The sequence below is a fragment of the Gleimia hominis genome, assembly GCF_032085515.1.
In the GTDB taxonomy this organism is placed as follows: Bacteria; Actinomycetota; Actinomycetes; order Actinomycetales; family Actinomycetaceae; genus Gleimia; species Gleimia hominis.
In genome coordinates, this window is record NZ_JASXSX010000001.1 from 934,986 (window position 1) to 957,788 (window position 22,803).

Consider the following 22,803-nt stretch of genomic DNA (forward strand, 5'->3'; position numbering starts at 1 on the left):
CCAAAGTCCGTGCAGCACAAACCCAGGTGGGTGAGCCCTGGCAGCAGACACCGATCTGCAACAGCTGGCACACCAGCCGCGCCACTGGCTGCGCGGGACACAAAACGGCGCTGAGGATACAAACAAATGCTGAACTGGTTTTCCCTGATACTGCCATTTTTCTTGGCGCTCGTAGTGATTTACGTGCCGGGCGCGATGCTCCTATCCGCGCTCGGCACGCGCCGCTTCAACCTGTGGGCATTCGCGCCCGCCGTGTCGATCGCGTGGGTTGCGGGCCTCGCCGTCGCGCTCCCCTTCTTAGACCTAAAGTTTTCGTGGCTTCCACTAGTAATCGCCACGCTAGCTGCGTTCGCCGTCCTTCATTTCCTGCGGTACATCTTCCTGAGGTACTTCGCGACCCGGCTGGTTCCCCGCGAACCTCAGTCAGGTGAACTCCGCGCCGCGGGCGGCTCCCAGTTGGAAACCGGTAGCGCAAGCAAGCGGCCGCGGATAGGCCCGGCAGTATGGGGGACGCTAATCAGCTTCCCATTCGCACTCGTAGCATTCATCGCCGGAATTAAAGACCCGCATCTGCCACCGCAAACCTGGGACGGCATCTTTCACCTATCCGCAATCCGGTGGATCCTCGAGTCCGGTAACGGATCCACCCGCAACCTCGCGGCCGTGGCAACCATGCTGCAAGAGAACCAGTCCGTCCGCGGCGGCCTCTACCCAGCTGCGTTCCACGACATCGCCGCCCTCATCACCCCGGGCACAGACGTGATAGTGGCGGCGAACGCGCTGTCGCTGGTTACGTGCGCGGTCATCTGGCCGATGGCCGCCGCATGCCTCGCGGCGGTACTCGCACCCGGCCGACGGTTCGTACCGGTCGCCGTGGCGCTCGCGGCAACCACGTACTCCACCTTCCCAGAGCTCACCGCCACCCGCGGTACCCTCTGGCCCCTCACCCTGTCGTACGCACTTCTTCCCCTGCTTCTGGCGGGCTTAGTACAGCTGTTCCTTGCCGCGCCCTCACGTGCGCTGCGCGTGCGCACAGCCGCCCTGTGCCTCGTGGTAACGCTTGCGATTGGCCTGGCCCACCCGCAGGGCGTGCTGGCAGCGATCGTGCCACTCGTGTTCCTCATGCTATTTGGGACGTTCAAAATCTTGAGGAACTGGCGGCTCTACCACGCGGGCCAATACCTGGTGCTGGGGCTGTGCCTGCTGGGAACAGTCGGGGGGATAGTGCTGATCTACCGGATGCGCCTGTGGGAATGGTTTGCCGAATGGGAATCGCAACGCATCGTTGAAGGTAATGCGCTGCGCGAACTGGTGAAACTGGGGTTAGATGTGCAGAGCCCATACCGGGTACCTGCGGTAGCGCTGGGAATTGTGCTGCTGGTTGGCATGGTGGTGAGTGTGCGGCGCTTGCAAACCCTGTGGCTCGTGGCCGCGTGGATTGGGTTCGCCTGGGTGTACATCGCGTTGCAAACAGACCAGCTGCCCGGCTACCAACTGGCCGCTTTCTGGTACTACGACCAAGCGCGCCTGGGCGGAATACTCCCGATATTCGGTGCCGTGATGGCTGGGATCGGGTTAGACGCGCTGCGGCACTTAGGTAAACCCCGGATCGGGGCACGGTCGCACGCACGCCCATGGGGTGCGGTTACCACCACAGTCGTGTTCATAATCGCCTCGCTCGGCTTGGGCGTGGGGGAGGCGCAGGCGAAGTTTGCGCAGTTCTATCAGTACAAACCCGGGGTGGGGCCAAACTCGCTGGTGAGCGCGGACGAAATCCAGATGATTAAACGCCTGGGCAGCAAACTCCAACCCGGTGGCGTGATGATTGGTGACCCGCGGGCAGGCACCACCTTGGTGTACGCACTAACGGGACAACCCGTGCTGTTCCGCCACCTGGATGGCGCGTGGCAGTACCCGCAGTACTACATCGGCCAGTATTTCGACAAGTTCGGACACGACGCACCCCTGTGCGAGCGGATTGCGCAGCACAAGATCAAATACGTGTACGCCGACAGCTCACACTACTGGATTGGCAAGCAATCCGACGGCCAATTCGACGGGCTCGCAAAGTTCAAACCCGAAGCGTTCCCCGATGCCCTCAAGCTGATAGACGAGGCCGACGGGGCCCGCGTGTTCGAAATCAAAAACTGTCCCGTCCATAACCATAAATAAATAACGCGCAAAAAAGGACGTAACGCGGGGGCGGCGCTCTATGCAAGTGACACAAGAGAACACGCGCGTATTACCGGAGACTGAACGCGGCTTATCCGACGAAGCGGTTAACAAACCCCAACCCAAGAGCGTTTGCTTCCAGCAGGGCCCGCCGCTTCCACGTCAACGCCCGCACCAGCGGGTTCTCGCGCCACTTCGGATACAGTGTCCGCAGCGTGTCGCGCAGCACCGGCAGCTCCGGGGCGCGCCGATCAATCTCATAAACCCGCCGGTAAGTAGCCGCCATCAAATGAACCACCGCTAAAAACTCCGCCTCCAAGTACACGCGTGGATCGTCAAAATCTAACGCGTACTGCGTAAGCATCTTTGCCACCGGAATAATATCCAGGTTCTGCCGCAAATCTGGCGTGTTCATAATCGAACCCACCCGGTTGAAGTACCAGCACAACGGCTTGCGACTCACCCGGATGCCACGCGCCGCCATGGTAAGACGCGGCAGAGTCGCCAGGTCCTCATAAATCAAACCCGGTGGAAAATCCAAGCCAGAACGATCAAACAAACTCCGGGCAATCACCCGCATCCCCACCTGAATATCCAAGTTCACCAGCCAAGGTGCCTGCGTCACACTTGGGAAACGACGCTTCACATTCGCATGCCGTTCAATCCGATGCCGCTGCGGATGCATATACGTCATGAGCACGCGCTCATCACCCGACAAATCCGTATTCTTCAACACCATCGGGTACGCGAACAATTCCGTGTCCGCCGCCCACCTATCCAGGTCCGCTTTAATTACCTTGAGGGCATTGGGCGCAACCATGTCGTCAGCGTCCACGAACCAAATGAAATCCCCCCGGACCTCACGCAACGCCGTATTGCGCGCCCGTGATACCCCACCGTTCTTCTGCGTCACCACCCGCAGCCGCGGATCCGCTTCGAACTGCGCCACAATCTGCATCGACCCATCTGTGGAACCATCGTTGACAACCAGGACCTCAAGCCAATCGTAGTTTTGTGCCGCCTCAAAAATAGAAGACAAGCACGCCCGCAGATACTGCTCTTTGTTGTACAGGGGAATCGCAATCGACAACAGGGGAGTATTAACCACAGCAGACTTCCTATATAGGTAGAATCGTTGAGGACAATTGTAGACTACCCGCGTAAGCAGCGGACGGGGACGAAAACACGGTTGCGCAGGAAGGCCAGGGTGAAAGCGTGGTCGCGCAGGAAGGCCAGGGTGAAAGCGTGGTCGCGCAAGCGGCAGGCCAGAGCGAAACCGCCTCGCTTTCGTGAACCGTGAGCAACTGCGGATGGGTGCGGATAGGTGCGCGCCTCTTACGGGTGGTTGCTGGCGCGTGCCGGACGCGTATGCTAAAGAAGTTCAAGAGGAGGGACTAGGTGGGGAAACTCAAACAGAGATTCGCGGGTAGACGCGGCACTCTGGCGAAGAACACGTTCTTCCTCTACATCCTCATATTCTCCAGCTACGTTCTTGGCGCCATCACAATCCCTTACCAAACCAGGGTCATGGGTCCGCAAATTTATGGCAAACTCAACTGGGCGATAGCGACCATGGCGTACTTCGCGCTCCTCGTTGACTTTGGCTACATGCTTTCGGGTACCGAACAGGTTGCGCGCAACCGCGAGAACCGCGAAGAAATCGAACGCATCGTCGGTGGCATCACTATAAACAAAGTGGTGACAGTGCTGATCGGCCTGGTCGTCCTGGTTCCCCTGGCTTTCACCTGGTCGAAAATGAACACCGACCCGTGGTTCTACATCCTCGTGTACTTCTCTACCGTGTCGGCCTCATTTATGCTCGACTTCTTCTATCGCGGAATCGAACAGATGAAAGTGATCACGATGCGCACCGTTGGCATCCGCGTCATCTTCACCATCTGCATCTTCATTTTCTTACGCGAACCGGCGGACTACTGGGTTGTACCCGCCATGTCTTTAATAGGCGACCTGCTGTCGCTCGGGTTCGTTTACTACTACATGGTGAGGAAGTTGGGTTACCGCATAGTGTTCCCAAACTGGCGGTACTGCTGGAAGCTCGCGCGCTACTCGTCGATCTTCTTCTACTCCCGCGTGGCCGCTTCCGTGTACTCGTCAACGAACATGTTCCTGGTGGGCATCATTAACCCCGTTGGCGCACTCATCACGGGTGCATACGCGTCAGCCGACAAGATCTTGCAAACCATGCGGCTGGGGCTCGGGCCGATTGCCGATAGCCTCTACCCGTACATGGTGCGTAACCGCGACTTCAAGCTGTTGAAGAAACTACTTATTTGGCTGATGCCCCCGGTGGTTATTGGCGCGACCATAATCGCGATTTGGGCCGAACCCATCTGCGTATTCATCCTCGGCAGCGAGTATGCGCAAGCGGGGGAACTGCTGCGCCTAATGATGCCTATCTTTGTGGTTACGCTACCGATATTCCTCCTTTCGTTCCCCACCCTTGGGGCAATGGGGCATTCGAGGGCCGTTAACAACTCCGTGTTCGCCGCCTGCGCGGTACACGTGGTACTGCTCGCGGTCCTCTACGCCACCTCCACTTTGAGTGCGAAGTCAATTATCTGGTGCACCCTATTCACGCAAATCATTGAGCTGGCGTACTGCGTGGCAGCGATCTACAAGTACCGTGCGGAACTGAAACCAGCGGAAGCTGAACCGCAGGCAACTGACGCGCACTTGGACGTAACCGAAGCCCGCTCAGAATCGGCATGCGAAGAGGAAGAATGAGAGGCACATGAACGACAACCCCGAGGTCTCTACCAACCGTGATTCTTCCGCGGCCCAACCGGCAGCGTCCCCCTCGGATTCGCGGCAGCGGTGGGCAGACCCAGCGCGTTCGCATACCTTGCTGCGCGCAGTGGTGAACCCGCTGTATTGCTTCAGCGCCTACCTCACGTTCTTATTTTTGAATCAAACGCAACTGCTTAACGCGCACCTGCGTTACGTGCAGTATGGGCTCGTGCTGTGGGCAGCAGTGGTAATCGGGCACAAAGTCATGTTCGACCGCACGTGGTGGCGCGTGCGGTACTTAAAAATCCTGCTGTGCCTGCTTCCGGTGGCGGCGTTAACGGCGCTGCTAACCGGCCTCACAGAACCCGCGTTCAACGTGCTGGACCAGGTTAAATCCGCGATCTTACTGTGCGTTTCCCTGATGCTTGCCTACCCGTTGGGTGGGTACCTTACGCGTTCGCGCACTCCCGTTAAAGACGCGGTGGTGGCATTTTGCCCATCCGCAACGGTGGTACTGCTGCAAGCACTGGGGGTGATCGTAACGTTTCTGGCGCGCGTGAGTTTTTGGTACGGGCAGCCCGGGGCGGAACACTTTGTGGGCGTGCGGTTCATTAACTACGACCCAACCCACCGGCCCATGATCGTTTTTGGGCTCAACGAAGATTCCAACCACGCGGCCCTCTTTGCAATTGTTGCGCTCGTGTTCTTTTTCTGGCTGTTTGCCCGCCGAAATAAGTTTGAGGCAGCGTGGGTGCGGCGCGTAATCACAGCGGTGCACGCAGTGGCGTGGGTGGTGTTGCCGGTCGCGATGATCCTGTCTAACTCCCGTGGGGCCAAGGTAGCGCTGTACGTTTCATTGCTGTTAGTTGCCCCGATTGCGGTGCGGGCCCGCTGGCACAGGGTATCTAGCCGGCAGCGAGCCAAACGCGGCCTCGTGTCCGTGATGGTTGCACTGCTCGCGGTGACAGGCACCGGGGTTGCTGTGCAGTGGGCAGCCAGCATGTACCTCACGGAAATAACGAACACGTACGTGGATCGCCACGGGTTCTTGGTTACGGGTGATTTGACGCCGAAAGAAAAGAAAGATGAGGGCGCGCAAAAACCTACGGTGGAGCAAGACAAGGGCGCGGTAGTTCGGTCTGTGCGCAGTGCGATCTGGGCGGACACGCTGGAGATTTGGAGTCACCGCCCAGCGCTGGGAATCGGGCCGTACAACACGCGGATTGCCGCGGCGGAATACGGGGTGGGAACTCCTGAATCGTATATTCGTATCAGCGGCGTAGTGCATAACTCGTACTTGGATGTGCTGGTCTACTACGGGCTAGCTGGGGCGGCTGTGTACTTAACTGCAGGCACGGCGGTGATAGGGCGCACCGTTCGGCGATTGCGAGGCTCAGGGAACCTTTTGGGGCAGCCCGCGTACCCAGATGTTTCGGATACGTGCATTATCTTTGCCGCGGTATTCATAGGTGTGGGTATGGCGTTCTTGTCTTCCCTTTATCTTGGGTTCGATTGCCTGCAAGGAATACTCATGGTGCTCGGCGGTTTCTTAGCCAACCGAAAGAGCGAACCAGCGCGTATAGTGGTGCAAAACCCCGTGGTGCAAAATTGAGGAAAACAAACTGTAAGCGCGGCGGAAGCTAATCTGCAAGCACAGCAGTAGTTAATCTGTGAGCGCGCCAGTAGCTAATCTGCAAGCACGGCAGTAGCTAATCTGTAAGCGCAGCGCCGCCCGTGGGTGGCCGGGAAAGATGGAGGGACGCGTTGGAGAGTCCACTAGTCACGGTGGTTATCCCCGTGTACAACATGGAGCCGTACCTGGCCGCTAGCCTGCGGTCAGTATGCAACCAGGATTACCAGAACCTGCAGATCATTGCGGTTGACGATGGCTCGACCGACAAGTCGGGCAGCATTTTGGATCAGTGGGATGATCCGCGGCTACAGGTACTGCACGTGCCCAACGGGGGATTGTCGTCGGCCCGTAACCTAGGGATCGAGCAGGCAACCGGGGAATACTTGGTCTTCTTTGATTCCGACGACTTACTGCGCCCCAACTACGTGTCCGCCCTGCTTAATGCCGCGCGAGATACGGGCGCGGACGTGGCGGTGTGCGGTTTGGAATCGTTCGCTGACGGAACTACACCTGATTTAGACAAACGCCCGCCCAAGCCCGATGGTTCGCCCCGGTCTGGTGGTCACCCCGGCTCGGATGCAGGTGCGTGTGCGCAGGCAGATGCAGCTGGGAACAAAAGTGCAAATACGAATGCAAATGCGGAAGCGAATGCAAATGCGGACGCGAATGCGGGTGCGGGGGCGCAAGCGAACATGGGGGACGGGCAGCCGCGCCTGCCAGTTAATCTGTTGACGCCCGATCAGGCGATTGATGCTATGTACAGCACTGACACGCTCGCGCAGTTCACGGTTGCTTGGGCCAGGTTGCTGCACCGCCGGATCTACCGCGGGTTACGTTTTCCAGTTGGGATGATTCATGAGGACGTGGGGACCGCGCTGGGGGTTTACCAGCAGGCCAATGCGGTGGCGGTAGTGGATGCGCCCCTGTACCTGTATCGGGATACTCCGGGGTCGATTATGAACCAGGAGCCGCGGTGGAACCGGTTGGATGCGTTGAAGTTCTACGAGCGGGACGCGCATGCTTTAGCGCTTGAGGGAAGTGAGCACGCGGTGCAGGCGCTACACTGCGCGTTCAAAACGGCGATCTCTAACCTCGCGTGGTTCTCCAAGTCCCCCCACATGCGCGGCGACCCTCGGTTTAACAAGCTGAAAGCGCACGTTCAGGGGTTGGCCCGCCGCGTGCTCGCCAACTATGCACAAAACCGGCGTCAAACTGAGGGGCCACAACTGCAGGCGCGCGCATTCTGGCGGCATCCACAAGCACTCTGGCGGCACCCACAAACACTTTGGCGGCAACTACAATCAGGTGCCAGTTCCCCACATCTTCGAGCAAGCAGCGGTCTAACTAAACCCAAGTTGGGAAGCAACTTGCCTCACCCTAGCGTTTTAGAAAAAGCGATTCTGCACGCATTCGCAAGCAGCCCAAGTTTAGCTCTGCCAATCTACCGGGCTGCGTTAGAACTAAAGCAGCGCGGAAATTAAAGCGACTTGGGATCTTGAATCGCCTGCTACTAGGTGAGTTAGGGAACTCATGTCGACTGCTACTAGCCTGGGAACTCAAACCGCGCTAGAACTGTGGACTTGGCCCTGCTGATCTATGGTGAACCACCGTGCACCACCAAGTAATTCCCGGTTCGGCTCACCGGTAACCAGTAGGGCAGTGGAGGCAACTTCCGCGCGGATACCACTGTCGCAGATCACGCTCGCTTGTCGCACCCCACTGTCGGACGGGCAGCCGGTGCGTGGGTCAATCACGTGATGCACCACTCGGCCATGCACTAGCTGCGGTAGGCGCTGCAGGTAGTCGCCGGACGTAGACAGTGCTCCGCGAAAACGCACGGTGGTTGCCACGCCCTCATGATTCAAATCGGAAATCCCAACCCGCCAAGAATCATCCGTAGACGAAACCGAAGAAGTCCCAACGGAAACCAACGCGGAATGGGCCCCGTGGGTGAGGCACAGGTCTCGCAACTGGTCTGCGGCCGCACCTTTCGCCACCCCGTCGAGGTTCAACAGCGCGCCACCGCGCACCCTGTACTCACACGCCCCTCGTTTTTGCAGTAACTGCGGGTCACACTGCTGGCGAGCCCGGGCAACCACGCCATCGGAAGGTAGCTGCGGGGCCTGGCCATTCGCGACGGCAACGGCCCAGCGTTTAACACTCCACAGGCGGGCTAAACGGCCAATTACCGGGGTAAACGCGCCGCCGGAAAGTGCGGCATAAGCAAGTGCGGCGTCCAACAGTTCAGCGGTGAGTGGCGCCACCGCGACCCATTCGCCAGACGCACGGTTTATCCGCGACACGTCCGAATCCTCAATGAAACGCGACCACAACCGCTCCTGATACGCCAACAGCTGCGCAAGCGCGTCAGGTAACGCATCAGAAATACGTCCGCGCGCCCACACGTCAACGACCGTGCCCATGGCCGGCAAAGACAAATGCCAAACCGGTTCGTCCTGGTCCGCTAGCTGCGGTGCATGGGGCGCTCGCCCCGCCCCGGTGCCCGTCTCATGCGAAACGAAACCGCTTGGGCGCGAACCTCGTTCAGCCTCGCGTGCCCCACCCGCCCGATGCTGAGGGTGAGCATTCGCCTGGAGGCGGGGGTTAGTAGTCGGATTCATCTAGTTCCAGGTCTGGCACGGTAACGGAATCGACCGTGCCATCATCCTCCCGTCCCTGCGCCTGCAAAATGGCGCGCGCAGCCGCTTGGATGAACTGTGAATGCCCCACAGTGGCCCCAGAGATCACCGCGATCTCATCAGGATTCTGCTTTTCCACCAGGGCGTGTGCGTACTGCCCGTAAGAGGCCACCGCTTTCTGAGCGCTCTTGTAATACTCTTCGTTACCGATCTGCCCGTCCGACGACTTGCCGTAGTTCGCGTCTTTCTTGGTTCCGTCTTTGCGTAGCGTCACGTACTTCGCGTCGGCGATCTTCCCGTCTTTCACGGTGATCGTCACGTGCCCAACCGCCCCCTGGTTGTCGGGGTTCGACGCGCCTTCAAACTGCCCGTCCTTCATGGGTGCGGACATGTCCACCAGCTGCGGCGCGGAACATGCTGCTAACAGTAGGGCCGAAAGCGCACCCGCAGTTACCGCACTTTTTCGTTTCATTTCGCTTCTTTCGTAATGAGGGAACCCACCGGTTCCGTATCCGTCGCACCTTCCGCGTGGTACAGCTCGTTCACAATCTGCCCGTGGTCCAGCCGGATTTCCCGCTCCCCACGCGCCGCCACCGTCGTGTCGTGAGTAACCACAATCAGCGTTGTCCCGTCCGCGTGCAACTGGCGGAAGATGTCGAGCACAATATGCTCGTTTTTCGCATCCAAGTTACCGGTAGGTTCGTCAGCCAAAACTAGTTTCGGATAGTTAATGAGGGCGCGGGCAACGCACACGCGCTGCTGCTCACCGCCCGACAGTTGGCGCGGCAGGTGGGTGGCCCGATCCGCGAGCCCCACGCGATCCAGGGCTTCCAGCGCCTCTTTTTCATCTGGCATTGAGTGGTAGTACTGCGCCACCATTACGTTCTCCACGGCTGTTAAGTGGGGGATCAGGTGGAACTGTTGGAACACCAGGCCCACGGTTTCACGCCGAATCTGCGTCAAATCGTCTTTCGACGCGGTGGAAATGTCGTGGCGGTCCAACACCACTTTGCCTTTAGACGCCGTGTCCATGCAGCCAATAATGTTCATCATGGTGGTTTTCCCAGACCCAGAGGGCCCCACAATGGACAGCCACTCACCGGGCGTGACCTTCAGGTTCACCCGGTCTAGCGCGTGCAGCTCCCCGTAGATTTTCGAAACGTCCTCAAGTTCTAACAGCGTTTTATTCGACATAGCTAGTTCTTCTACTCTCCCTATTCCCCACGCAGAACCAGCGCGGGATCAACGTCTACGGCGCGGCGTACCGGCACCAAACTTGCCAGTGCAGACACCGCGATAGCAGCCAGTATGGTCACCAGCAGGATCCACGGGTGCAGGCCGATCGACCGGTGGAACACGGACGAAGACACGGCTCCCGCGAGCGCGAACCCGAGGATCGCTCCGCCTAAACCACCAACTAGGCCAATGACGATGCCTTCACCGAGGAATTCGCCGACGATTGAGCGGTTCGACGCTCCTAGTGCTTTACGCAGCCCGATTTCGTTGCGCCGCTCTGTCACCACCGCCATCATCGTGGTGGATACCCCGATCATGATGAGGGCCAGCACTACGACCGTGATTATGCCCATCAGGGACCGCAGCATGTTCAGCACGTTCGCATCCGAATGTGCCAGGCGGGCAACCGGTTCGGCAGAAACTCCTTTCGCGGCCGCCTGCATGTGTTCCGCCGCCGTGTTGAGCGCCGCTTCGTCCGCTGCGATTGAAAACTCCGCGACCGTCAGCGCTGTTTTCTTACCCGTCAGCGTGTTCACGTTCTTGTAGTCCGTGTACACGAACGCGTCTTCGGGCCCACCGGTTTCGACGATGCCACTGATTTTCAAGTCAACCGTGTTCGCGGATTCGCCGGCGCCGGGCGCTGCCGCCTGTGCGTCGGACGCGTTTGGTTCTTCAGGCCCGCTCATACCCTCCATGTGGGCTTTACCGTCGTTACCCTTACTGTCGTGGTCGTGCGGGGATTCCGATTGCTTTTCTTCTTGGGTGGGGGCGTTCCCCACTTTTTTCGACACCATTTGTTTCAGCTTGAGGCTCTGGCCAACCTGCGCGCCGAACCGTTCCGCCACTTCTTTGCCCACCAGCGCGTCAGTGGGGGAGCTGGGCCATTTCCCATCCACGTACCAGTACGGGTTGATGCGCTGCAAAGCCTCCACGTCGGTGCCCGCCGCCATGAAAGGCATGTCGTTAATCAGCACCGGTTGGTACTCTAAGCCCACGGCTTCCACCAACTGTCCGCGCGGCACTGTGGACTTAGCGGTGTTTAGAACCTCAGGGGAAAATCCCTTTTCGGTATCATCCGGTAAGACCACCAGGTTCGCGCCGTAACTACGCATTTCGCGGGCCATCTGCTTGGGCACGTCAATCGCGAGGGTAGCTAAACCAGACAGGGTGGTAGCGCCAATCATCACCGCTAGAATCGCGATCAAAACGCGGGAGCGGCGGCGCAACACGGATGACAGAATCATCCGCACGAACATTTTTCGCTTATTCATCAGTTAATCACCGTCCGTGTAGAACCTCAGCGGGCCGCAGTCGCAGCAGGTAACGCACAGCGGGAATACACCCGCCGAGCACCACCAGCAGCACCAGGGCCGACACAATTAGGGCCACTGCGGGCGCCACCGTTATGGATGAGGAAAACACCAGGTGGCCAATCAGCTGCGCCAACCCTACGCCCACGCCGAAACCAACTGCGCCACCAACCAGGCCGATCAGCAGAATCTCCGTCAGCAGCAGGCCCACCACGGAGCTGTCGCGGGCGCCAATGGCTTTCAGCAAACCGATTTCACGCGAACGTTCCATTACGTTAGCGGTAACGAGGTTCGCGATCGCTAAGGATGCACCCGCCATCGCCAAGACTGTGACCAGCAGCATCAGCAACTGGGTCTTTTCTAAGATCATGCCTTCGGATTCCGACACGGCACGCACGGGGCGGGCCACGGAGTCCGTCATCACCTCTTCAATCTGGTATGCAATCGAAGATACGTACGCGGTGCAGTACCACGTTTCCCGCTCCGAAATGGACAGGGACTCAGGGTTCTTGGCGGCCTTGCGGGCCAGGTCGTTGTCGGGCGTGGTCAGCGCCGACACTTCCACCTGCCCCACCGCACCCGGTTTGTTCAGCAGGGTTTGCGCCTGGTGGAGGGGCAGGAACAGTTGGTCGTCTTCGTCCCCACCCGTGGTGGCCACCGCCGCAACCGCAACAGTTTCGTCGCGCCCATTGCGCTGCACTTGCACGGTTCCCCCCGGTTTTACCCCCAGTTTCTTCGCGAGCCGGGTACCCACAACCGCCTGAGGCGTGGCCCCAGTTTTCGACTTCGCAGCCACCTGGGTAGCCGCCGCCGTTTCTTTCGGCCACTTCCCATCTAGCTTCCACCAGGGCCGTAGTTTCGCCAGCCCCGTATCCACCTTGTCGCCGGTGGGGAGGTCTAGGTGCTCATCGAACCACGTGCCCACCGCGGGAACTGTTTGCGCTTGGGAACCGTTCTTCACTTCCGCCTGCACGTTCAACAGGGGAGTGAAGTCCAAAATATTGTAGGTCCAAAAAATCGTCTTTATATTAGGCAGTTCAGACTCTTTGAGGTACGACTGCTGCTCTTTTTGATCGTGGAACTGGTACAGGTCCTGCACAATCGCCGCGTCCTTTGGCCGCACCGTAATATTCGCACCATAAGACTTCAGTTCTTGGTTCACCTTATCGCCCACGTCAAACATGACCGACAGCATGGATGTGGCCACGCACGTGCCGAGCGCCACGGTGAAAATAATCATGGCTCTACCGCCGCGCTGGCCCAGCAACGCTTTGCGTATCATCCGGAAAAACATTCACCTACCCCCTCACGCAAAAATCTTTTCGGAATCTTCAAGTACGGAAGTGGGGATCGTGATCTGCCCAGACGCAATCTCGTATTCAATCGGAATCGGGTTGCACCCACCTTTAAATCCAATGGTGGCAATGTTCATCGCCACTTCGCACAGCTTGCAGATAACCTTGTCATCTTTCTCGTAATACCCTGTGGCCCCGCAGATTTCACACGCGTCCAAACCAATGCCGTACGAGGAGCCGGCTTTTTGAATCACAATGAACCGCACGGGCACGTGGCCTTTCGTTGTGTACTCAAACCGGTGCAAATGCCCATCATCCACCGCGGACAGGGGGATCACCGCATGCCCGTCCTTCACGTCAAACGGCTCCGGTGGGGACAGCTGAACTTCTTTGTACGCGTACTTCGCGCCCGCCGTCAACGTGAGCACGGACGCGCTGAACGCCGCCAGAGTTAAGGCGCTGCGACGCGTGTAAGTTTTAGATTCTGCGCGCTTAATGCGTCGCGCAGCCGCGTTCGGACCGCGCTTATCAGCTGTGAATGCCTTAAATAGGATTACGAGGGCCAGCACTGCGCACACCAGCAGCGCTGCGAAAACGAACAGTTTCTCGTTATTCACCAACCACAGCAGGAACGTCACGGTAGCTTGCGGCAGGTAGATCGCCCTAATCGAGTTCAGTAGGCGCACAATCAAAAAAATGTGGGTGGCAGAGGTTACGACAATCAAGGCGGTTGAAACCCACGCGGCATACTGCGGGGCTGAACGCACTAGTTTCGCCACCCCGGCGCCGCACGCCACAACCAGCAGTAAGCCCAGCAGGAAGAACAGGGTGTTAAAAAACGTGTCGGAAGAAAAAACAGAGCTGGTGGCCGGTACCAGCGTGAGGGTCTGCATGTACACGCGTTGGGAATCGCGGAACACGGCAAGCACAATCCAAACGCAACCCGTGATCGCGGTGGCGTACCGCAGGGGGCGGGGCACCGGGTTCGTCAGTAGCCGCGGATCGGTTTTAAGTGCCCGCATGGTGTAGCGCATACCGGCGAACAGTAGGCCAATCAAAATAAGCCCCAGCACCACAGTGGGTTCCAGGGTCGTTAGAGTTAGGCGTTGCCGGTCAAAGCGGATAATAGAGTTCTCGTGCACGTACACGAACGCGAGGCCCAGCAGGGCGCCTATTAGTGTGGCCCACACCGTGTAGTGCCGGCCGCGACCGCGAGTGGGGTAGCCGGTCGCTAAACGTAAAGTGGGGGTTAGTGCGCCAATGCTGAGCCCCACCAACAGCACAGCAGCAGTGACATCAACGAGATGCTTCACGGGACTCCTCTCCAATAAGTAACGTGAAGACAATCCGCTGACCCGCAGTCCGCAGGTCAGCGGCTTCGTCATCCTACCGGTTTAGTCCCAGTGGTTTACCACCAAGCATCAGCCGGATCGTAGTTCCAGTTATCAAACTCCGCCACCAGGTCTTCACCCCAGAAACGGCCTTTAACACCGGTCTCCGGGTCCGTGTGCAGCATCCAGCTGGACGCCTTCTCGGGCGACTTCACCTTGATCCGCAGCTTGTACGTACCCGCGTCAAGTTTAGGCAGGTTCAGCCCGTAGTGCGGGCCGTCGGACGCGTTCATCGGCATGAGGGTACCGGACAGTACTTCTTTGTTGCTGGACTGGTCGAGGATTTCGTAGTCCACGCCCAGGCCGGGAATGAAGTCGCCGGCACCGTAGCCGAGGTCGTTGTCCGGCATTGCGGAAATGTCGGCCTCCAAGTGGATGGAAGCTTCTTTAGCGGGGGTACCGCCCGCGTTTTCCGGGGTCATGGGAACGGGCTGGAAGTAAACAGCAGAAACCTTGATGGGTTTGACGATCACGTCATCACCGACGGGCTCTTCACGGAAGCCGGCGTCGTCGTCGCCTCCGTCTTCTTTCTGGTCGTCACCCTTGTTTTCATCTTGCGACTGTGACGCAGCGGTGTCTTTGCCGGCATCCGCTTTGTCATCTTTCGCCTGCGGCGAGCACGCAGCTAAGGTTCCGGCCAGAGCCACGGCGGAACCGATGGCGAGTGCGCGCTTAAAAATAGTGTTCATTGAGTTGTCTCCACAGATTTGTCAATAAATAGTGCTTATTTGGCATCTGCCGAGTCCAGACGCTTGTTCTTGGAACGCGCGTATATGAACAGGGAGATGATAATCAGAAGAACTACCGCTTGTGCGATGAGGTTCTCCACCCGGGGGTATACCCCCAGGAGGTCTATGGTGGGGAAGCCGTTAACGGGCGTGGCGCGCAGCACGTCAGCTTCCTGCAGTTCCTTAATGCCCGAACCGGTGAAGGTCACGGCCATTACGGCTAACAGTATTGAGGTAACGATAAAGAATGGGCGCAGTGGAATGCGGATCGACAGTAGTTGAATCGCCGTGTAGATAACCACCAGGCACACCGCGCCGATAGCGAGCCCGATCCACACCCAGTGCTTGTCGTCCCCAGCCATCGCGAGGATCGGCTGGTAGAACAAGATGGTCTCGGCGCCCTCACGCAAAACCGCTAGGAACGCCACGAAAGAAAGCGACCACAGTGAACCGGTAGATAGGGAAGAGTCAGTTTTTGACTTAATGTACTGGTCCCACGCGGACTGGTGAGACTTGCCAAGCATCCAGTTCGACACGTAAATCAGCATGGCGACGGCGAACAGGGCGGTAATACCCTCCACGAGTTCTTGACTCTTACCAGCTAGCGCCGTGATTTTCGACAATCCGATCGCCATGATGACCGACAGGATGAGAGCCGCCCCAGCACCGTACCAAACGATGCGGGTCTTGTCTTTGTGGCCGGCGCGCACCAGGTAGGCAACCACCGCGGCGACCACCAGGATCGCTTCGACACCTTCACGGAGGATCACGAGTAGGGAAGAGAGGAAGATCGTGGTGCTGGAGGAGCCGCCTTCAGCACCGGATTCAGGGTCGAACCCGTCGAGTTTGTTGGCGTCTTCCACGAGTTTCGGTTCGAGATCGTCGATGCGCTGCACGGCAGAGTCGCTGTTCCCATCACTCATGTCCTGTTTGATTAGGGAAAACTCAAGTTCAATCTCGGATACCCGGCCGCCGGATACACGGGCCATGGTGACTTTTTCGAACCCCGTGGTTTCGTAGTGCCCGTAGTACGCTTCGTTAACTTTGTCTTTCGCGGCCTGCGCGTCGCCTTTCTTCATGATGTCTTTGGCTTCGTCAAGAATGCCGATCATGGTGGATGCGACTTGCCCCCATTTGCCTTTACTTACTTCTTGAGGGGTGGCCTGGTCGGTGCCAGAGAGTTTCTGCGCAGAGGATTCGAGCTTGTCTTTGATCTCTGCGGCGGCGTCTGCCACTTGAGCCTTGTCATCAGTTTTGATCGCGTGAATCAGCAAGGAGAAGTTGAGGTCGATCTGGTTCGCGTCTGAACCGGAGAGTTTCGCAGAAATCTGCTTGTCAAGACCTTTGCCTTGGTACACGTCGTAGCGGGCTTTGTTCGCTTTTGCGCGGGCCCCTTCGGTGTCGCCGGCTTCGAATGCCTTTGTCGCTTCGTCAATGAGCGCGGCAGTTTGCTGTGCGGTTTTGCCCCACCCGTCTTTCGACTCGGCTTTCACGATTGCGCCGCGTGTGTGGGTGGGTTGGGTGGATGCGAAACTGTCCGCGTGTGGTGCGACCACTAGCAGTGCTACCGCCATAATGAGTACCGCTAGTAGATCTGCCCTTCCAAAAGTGGGGCGCAGACGCGACAAAGGAGAGTTCACTGTGTACCTCGATCAATGTTGATGACATTGTGTGATTAGCCTGGGCTAACCTAAGCTCCACGATACACCGATGCTAAGGCAATCAAAACTCTAGTAAAGTGTCACCTTGTCATTATGTGCATTTTCGCATGGTAGTCGCCGTGGCAGACGCGCCTGAGGTACTTAGGTAGGACTAAGGTCATGCTTTTTGTGAGGTGTTAATCCGCGGCTTTCTTCAAGAATCTCAAAACCACCAGGCTGACCCCAACGCACGTGAAGATCCCAGATCCGATTACCACCCACACGGGCATAGGCCCGGGAGCGGTACCCGCGAACCCGCGTACCCCCATGGTGAGCAGAGCCAGCCCGTGGGCCCACGCGATCACCGCTAGCACCGCGATCAGCGGGAAAGCCCTGCGGGACCGCTGTGCGAGCTGCCCCCGCTGTGCGAGCTGCTCCCGCCGCGCCCAAGCATCCGCTTGCGCGCCAGCTTGAAGTTGTCTGCGTGTGCTCGCCCCCGGGTCCAGCTCAGTTGCGCGAGGCGGTTTCGGCTGAGTTGTGCCAGATAGTTCCGGCTCGGTTTCGCTACGCGGAATGGATCCGTGTGCGTTAGACAGGCCTGATTCTGCTTCGCTATCCAGCTTTGATTCGGCCTTGCCAGGCTCTTTCCATTGAGCAGCCTCAGGGTTTTTCGGTTCGGCTGCGCTGGGTAGCTGTCCTTTTGCGGCACTGAAGGCCACGCGCGTGGTAAAAGACGCAAAAGCAAGGAAAACTAGGGCGACCAGTGTTGCAACGTAGCTCACGCGGGCCGCCGCCCCGTGGTTTGCTCCGCGATTAATGCGTCCATCTCGGCCACCCACGCGTGGGCGCGCGCGTCCGAAGGCATCAGCCAACCCCCTCGGGGGGAAACACTGCCAAACGCAAGTGCCGACGGGCCATTAGGAAGCGTTGACCGTTTGAACTGATTATTAATAAACCGACGGTAGAACACGCGCATCCAATGCAGAATTTGCTCCTCCGAGTACGCGCTACGATCGCGTTCCCCGGTGCCCTCAGGCCAAGAACCACGCTCAATATCCTCCCACGCGTGGCGGGCTAAAAACGCAACTTTGCGCGGACTGAACCCGTAACGCAACGTGTAATACAACGTGAAATCATGCAGCGCGTACGGCCCAATCGAGCCCTGCGTAGACTGCGCTTTCGCCCCCGGTTTAGTGGGAATCAGCTCCGGAGTGATTTCCGTATCCAAAATCGACTGAAGCGTTTGGTTAACTTCGGTGCCGAACATGCTGGTGCGGATTGTGTATCGAATCAAATGCTGCATGAGGGTCTTGGGCAGGCCCCCGTTCACAGAGTACGCACTCATGTGGTCACCCACCCCGAATGTGCACCAGCCCAGCGCCAACTCCGACAAGTCACCCGTGCCGATCACGAGGCCGCCGCGGGCGTTCGCGATGCGGAACAAGAAGTCGGTGCGCAACCCCGCTTGAACGTTCTCAAACGTGACGTCGTAAACCTCTTCTCCCCGCCCGAACGGGTGCCCCATCGCTTGCAGCATCTGCGTGGCCGTGGGGCGGATGTCGAGCTCTTCAAACGTGGTGCCAAGCGCCACGCACAGGTCGCGGGCATTGTTCTTCGTGTGGTCCGTGGTGGCGAAACCCGGCAGGGTAAACGTGAGGATCTCCTCGCGGCCCCGCCCCATCAAATCCATGGCCCGGGCAATCACCAGCAGTGCCTGCGTGGAATCCAACCCCCCGGAAATACCGATCACCGGCTTCGGATCGCCAATCGCCCTCATGCGCGACGCCAGGGCAGCGGCTTGCAGTTCGTATATCTCGCGTAAATCCGCACCGGAACCATCCGCGTCCGCCGGAGTGTACGGGAACCGGGCAATCGGGTCGAGCAGACTCGTGGCAACTGGGCTCAGAGTGATCGCTTCAGTGCCGACCAGTTCGTCTTCTTTGGTTTGATGTTCGCTTTCGAGCGACAAGGCTTCTTCGGCGTGCTGCGCGAGTTTGAGGGGCTCGGTCACCCCGATTCGTCGTTCGATTGCGAGGGCCTGCACGTCTATGTCGGCGCAGACACCCGCGGTTTCTTGCGCGTACGTGGCGCCGCGCTTCACGGTGCCGGCGTGGTCGATTACAAACGTGTGGCCCGACCACGCGGCGTCGTTCGCGGACTCGCCGAACCCCGCGTTCGCGTGCACCACCGCGCAGTTGCAGCGGCGTGCCAGCGCGGCGGCGTCAAGCTCCACTGTTTTAATGCGCCCCACCTGCGCGGGAGCAGCCGCCATGTGCAGCACCACCGTTGGCGCGGTGGCAGGTACGCACGCGGATTCGAAATCCTCACCGACACTAACCCCAAGCGTGAATGCGTCCACTGCTGTACCGGGAAGGGGAGTGTCGTGACCCAAGTTCACCCGCAGCTGTTGAGCCACTGGACCCCACTGGGTTTGCAAACCTGCGGACGCGGGGGCGAACCAACGTGCTTCCACCGCGCTGGGGCGTGCCTGCGCGAACACGGCTTTGACCTCGCCCGACTGGACGGCGAGCGCGCCATTAAAAACGCGGGTCGAAGATTCGCTCACTACCGGCGCACCAACCACCAGCAGGGCCGGGTTGTCCGCAGTTGCGTGTAATAACTCAACCACCGCGCGGTTAGTAGCCTCAAGTAAATGCGCCTGCGTGAACAGGTCCGCGCACGACGCTCCCGTAAGGGACAACTGCGGCGTGAGGATAATATCCGCCCCCTGCTGGCGCGCATCCGCCGCCGCGTGGGCGATACGGCGGGCGTTCTCAACCGGGTCAGCTAGCGCTATGGGGATAGACAGGGCGCAGGCGCGGATAAAACCATATTGAGCAATGCGGGTCGATCCCATAGCTATACCTCTTAACTTCTTAGCTGATAAAGCGGTTTAAGCTGCGCGCGCTGCCTCCAAAAGGCAACTGCTACTTTTAAAGGTGAGTGGCTGCTACACCAGCGTCATGGCTTGGCGGGCGATCTCCAGCTCCTCATTAGTCGGAACTACCCACACCTGAACTTTAGAGTTAGGGGTAGAGATGCAACGCGCTTGCTTAGAGCGTACCTCATTCTTCTCAAGGTCTAACTCAATGCCCGTGTATGCGAGACGCTCACACAGTTCCCGCCGCAGGTCGCTATCATTCTCACCGATCCCAGCGGTAAACGTGATGGCGTCCAAACCACCCAAAACCGCGGTGTAGGCCCCCACGTATTTTTGCAGGCGGTGCAGCGCCACATCCAGTGCTAGGCGCGCGTCCTCATCACCCTTATCCGCCAGCTCCCGCACCGTGCGCATGTCGTTGAACCCAGACAGGCCTTTCAAGCCCGATTCCTTATTGAACAGGTGATCAACTTCTTCCACGTCCATCCCCGCGTTGCGTTGCAGGTGGAACACGGCAGCCGGGTCAATGTCACCGGTGCGGGTGCCCATCACTAGGCCCTCCAACGGCGTGAGCCCCATCGAGGTGTCCAGGGCCCGACCGTTTTTAACAGCTGACACGGACGCGCCGTTCCCCAGGTGCATCACGATCTGTTTCAAATCCGTCTTCCCGGTCAGCTCCGCCACCTGCTTAGATACGTACAAGTGGGAGGTGCCGTGCGCACCGTAGCGGTAGATACCGTACTTTTCCGCCACCTCTTTCTTCAGCGCGTACGTCGAAGCTTCCGCGGGCAGGCGCTGGAAAAACGCGGTGTCGAACACCACCACGTGCGGTACTTCTGGCAGCAGTTCGCGAGCCACTTCAATTCCCTTGAGGTTACCCCCGTTGTGCAGCGGTGCCAATGGGATTAGCGTGCGGATCCGTTCGCTCACCTCATCGGTCACTAACGCGGGTCCGTCAAAGTACTTCCCGCCCTGCACCACGCGGTGGCCCACGGCCTCAATACTGGCTTCTTTAAGTACCGGACCGTACTTGTTGAACATGTCGAGTACGAGTTTGAGGGCGACCTCGTGGTCTTCGATGTGGCGTTCCAGCCGGTACTCCTCACCTTCGTGCTCGTGCTTGAGCATCGCGGTTTCTTCGCCGATGCGTTCCACGAGGCCAGACGCGTTAGATTCGCCTGTCGTGGGGTTAACCAGTTGGTATTTCAACGAGGAAGAACCCGCGTTTATTACTAGAACAGTCATAAGTACCTTTCGCTTACGAGCCTAAGGTGTGCATTCAGGTTTGAGTTTAGTACCCAGCCACGCACAGCGGACCATGCTGTGGCGCGGCCGGGTTTAGTTCCATGGGGCGGTCAGGTTTAGTGCTGCGCCTGCACGGCGGTGATCGCAATTGTGTTCACAATATCGGCCACCAGGGCGCCGCGTGACAGGTCGTTAACGGGCTTATTCAAGCCTTGCAACACTGGGCCAACCGCGGTCGCACCCGAGGTACGTTGCACCGCTTTGTACGTGGTGTTGCCCGTGTTGAGGTCCGGGAAAATGTACACGGTTGCGCGGCCCGCAACTGCCGATCCCGGCATCTTCTTCGCAGCCACAATCGGGTCGGTGGCAGCGTCAAACTGGATGGGCCCATCAATCGGGAGGTCCGGTGCTTTTTCTTGCGCGATCCGCGTGGCTTGCGCTACCGCGTCCACGTCCGGGCCCGCCCCGGAAGTGCCCGAAGAGTAAGACACGAGCGCAACCCGCGGTTCCACACCGAACTGCTGTGCGGTCTGCGCGGACGTGAGGGCAATGTCCGCCAGCTGCTCCGGGGTTGGGTTCGGGTTCACCGCGCAGTCCCCGTACACGTGCACGCGGTCTTTCAGCAGCATGAGGAACACGGACGAGACGATAGAGGTACCCGGCCGGGGCTTAATGATCTGGAATGACGGCACGATGGTTTCCGCCGTGGTGTGGGATGCACCCGAAACCATGCCGTCCGCGTCTCCCATGTGCACCATCATGGTGGCGAAGTAAGAAAGGTCCGCGAGTTTCTGCCGCGCCTGCTCCGGCGTTACCCCCTTCTTCTTCCGCAGCTGCACAAACTCGGGGACGTACCGATCCAAGTAGGCCGGATCCGTGGGGTCCACCACCTCGGCAGCAGACAGGTCGATATGCAGTTCTTCGGCCCGCTGGTTGATTTGCTCGCGGTCCCCAACGAACGTGATGTCCGCAGTGTGGGATTTCAAAATGATCGCCGCGGCCTGCAAAATCCGCTCGTCATCCGACTCTGGGAGCACTATGCGACGCACCTGCGACTGCGCGCGCTCCATCAACGCGGATTCGAACATCAACGGCGTTGTAGTTTTCAACTGGTGGCGCAGCAGGTCCGGCACCCGATCGTCATCCCCACTGGTGAGTACTTCCACGCCCTCCAGCTGCGGCAGCTGGTCGGGATCACCTAGGATCCACGCGGCCACAAGCGGAACGTTCGCTAACGCCACTTCCTCACGCGCCAACTCCAAATAGCTCGTAAGCGCGTCCGCAGACCGGTTCTGCGGGTCCACAATAAATGCGATCGCAGCTCCCACGTTCGCTGCAGTGCGGGCCGAACGAGCCAGCAAACCCGGGTTAGCTGGGTCCCCATCGATACGGCCAACAATCACCACCGCATCGTAGTGGCGAACGAACTCGCGGTACTGGCGAACCACCGTCTGCATCGCACTCAGCTCGTCTTCCGCGTAGTGCGCCCGAACGGTACCGTAACCACCGTCGAACTCTTTCACCACCGGGTCAGCGGTCCCCTCACCATTAACAAAAGCGCGAAAAACCCCAACTTTCTCGTAGGAATCTTTCAACTTGTTTACAACCGAGCGGATTACTGCTAAACCACCTTCACCCGGTTCCGTGGCCGTGATGTACAGCGAATAGGTCACGTCCTAATCCCTTCCACGCGAATACGTTGTTAACAACCTGTTCGTACCTATTAATATCACCACATTTTGCGTGCGAAATGCGAAAAATACTGGTCAACATATGATCTTCGTCCCTTCCCCGGGGTGCAGACGCTGCCTGCGGGCGAAAACTGGGGGGTGAACAAGTACAGTGAAATGGCTGGCATAACCCGGCGTAGCAAGGTAAACCCGGC

At 58.8% G+C, this 22,803-nt stretch carries 17 protein-coding genes; 4 read left to right on the forward strand and 13 right to left on the reverse strand.

What is annotated here, in order from left to right; translation table 11 throughout:
* The first annotated feature begins 126 nt into the window (after nt 1-126).
* Nucleotides 127-2,172 (forward strand): DUF6541 family protein, encoded by a 2,046-nt coding sequence (locus QS713_RS03935; RefSeq protein WP_313272594.1) that lies wholly within the window; start codon nt 127-129, stop codon nt 2,170-2,172.
* Between the two features lie 91 nt (nt 2,173-2,263).
* On the opposite strand, the gene QS713_RS03940 is transcribed toward QS713_RS03935, so the two are convergent.
* A complete protein-coding gene (locus QS713_RS03940) occupies nt 2,264-3,280 on the reverse strand; it encodes a glycosyltransferase family 2 protein (protein ID WP_313272597.1) in 1,017 nt (338 codons plus the stop codon).
* A gap of 290 nt (nt 3,281-3,570) precedes the next feature.
* Here QS713_RS03940 and QS713_RS03945 point away from each other — a divergent pair, with 290 nt between their 5' ends.
* The 3 genes from QS713_RS03945 to QS713_RS03955 all read left to right on the forward strand — a co-directional run bounded on the left by QS713_RS03945 (nt 3,571) and on the right by QS713_RS03955 (nt 8,034).
* Nucleotides 3,571-4,917, forward strand: a complete 1,347-nt coding sequence (locus QS713_RS03945; RefSeq protein ID WP_313272599.1) for an oligosaccharide flippase family protein — start codon at nt 3,571-3,573, stop codon at nt 4,915-4,917.
* Between the two features lie 7 nt (nt 4,918-4,924).
* On the forward strand, nt 4,925-6,532 hold the full coding sequence (locus QS713_RS03950) for an O-antigen ligase family protein (RefSeq protein WP_313272600.1): 1,608 nt from the start codon (nt 4,925-4,927) through the stop codon (nt 6,530-6,532).
* 152 nt (nt 6,533-6,684) lie between these two features.
* Nucleotides 6,685-8,034, forward strand: coding sequence for a glycosyltransferase family 2 protein (locus tag QS713_RS03955; protein ID WP_313272601.1), 1,350 nt, complete (start codon nt 6,685-6,687; stop codon nt 8,032-8,034).
* A 75-nt stretch (nt 8,035-8,109) separates the two neighbouring features.
* Here QS713_RS03955 and QS713_RS03960 read toward each other — a convergent pair whose 3' ends face one another.
* The 12 genes from QS713_RS03960 to pta form a co-directional block, all read right to left on the reverse strand.
* Complete coding sequence (locus QS713_RS03960) at nt 8,110-9,174, reverse strand: FAD:protein FMN transferase (protein WP_313272603.1); 1,065 nt, start codon at nt 9,172-9,174, stop codon at nt 8,110-8,112.
* Nucleotides 9,158-9,664 (reverse strand): FMN-binding protein, encoded by a 507-nt coding sequence (locus QS713_RS03965; RefSeq protein ID WP_313272604.1) that lies wholly within the window; start codon nt 9,662-9,664, stop codon nt 9,158-9,160. The genes QS713_RS03960 and QS713_RS03965 overlap by 17 nt, the downstream gene beginning before the upstream one ends.
* Nucleotides 9,661-10,386, reverse strand: a complete 726-nt coding sequence (locus QS713_RS03970; protein WP_102216165.1) for an ABC transporter ATP-binding protein — start codon at nt 10,384-10,386, stop codon at nt 9,661-9,663. Before QS713_RS03970 ends, QS713_RS03965 begins: the two co-directional genes overlap by 4 nt.
* A gap of 20 nt (nt 10,387-10,406) precedes the next feature.
* Nucleotides 10,407-11,699: an ABC transporter permease gene (locus QS713_RS03975; protein ID WP_313272606.1), complete on the reverse strand. Its 1,293-nt coding sequence runs from the start codon at nt 11,697-11,699 to the stop codon at nt 10,407-10,409.
* 7 nt (nt 11,700-11,706) lie between these two features.
* Nucleotides 11,707-13,032 (reverse strand): ABC transporter permease, encoded by a 1,326-nt coding sequence (locus QS713_RS03980; RefSeq protein ID WP_313272607.1) that lies wholly within the window; start codon nt 13,030-13,032, stop codon nt 11,707-11,709.
* A 12-nt stretch (nt 13,033-13,044) separates the two neighbouring features.
* Nucleotides 13,045-14,346 (reverse strand): Fe-S-containing protein, encoded by a 1,302-nt coding sequence (locus QS713_RS03985; protein ID WP_313272608.1) that lies wholly within the window; start codon nt 14,344-14,346, stop codon nt 13,045-13,047.
* Nucleotides 14,347-14,441: 95 nt separating this feature from the next.
* Entirely contained in the window at nt 14,442-15,113 is a 672-nt protein-coding gene (locus QS713_RS03990; RefSeq protein ID WP_313272609.1) for an iron transporter, read from the reverse strand.
* A 35-nt stretch (nt 15,114-15,148) separates the two neighbouring features.
* Complete coding sequence (locus tag QS713_RS03995) at nt 15,149-16,726, reverse strand: FTR1 family iron permease (RefSeq protein WP_313272610.1); 1,578 nt, start codon at nt 16,724-16,726, stop codon at nt 15,149-15,151.
* 263 nt (nt 16,727-16,989) lie between these two features.
* A complete protein-coding gene (locus QS713_RS04000) occupies nt 16,990-17,574 on the reverse strand; it encodes a hypothetical protein (RefSeq protein ID WP_313272611.1) in 585 nt (194 codons plus the stop codon).
* Complete coding sequence (locus tag QS713_RS04005; RefSeq protein WP_313272612.1) at nt 17,571-19,649, reverse strand: NAD(+) synthase; 2,079 nt, start codon at nt 19,647-19,649, stop codon at nt 17,571-17,573. Before QS713_RS04005 ends, QS713_RS04000 begins: the two co-directional genes overlap by 4 nt.
* Nucleotides 19,650-19,742: 93 nt before the next feature.
* A complete protein-coding gene (locus QS713_RS04010; protein ID WP_313272613.1) occupies nt 19,743-20,918 on the reverse strand; it encodes an acetate/propionate family kinase in 1,176 nt (391 codons plus the stop codon).
* 116 nt (nt 20,919-21,034) lie between these two features.
* Nucleotides 21,035-22,591, reverse strand: a complete 1,557-nt coding sequence (gene pta, locus QS713_RS04015; RefSeq protein WP_313272615.1) for a phosphate acetyltransferase — start codon at nt 22,589-22,591, stop codon at nt 21,035-21,037.
* Nucleotides 22,592-22,803 lie beyond the last annotated feature (212 nt).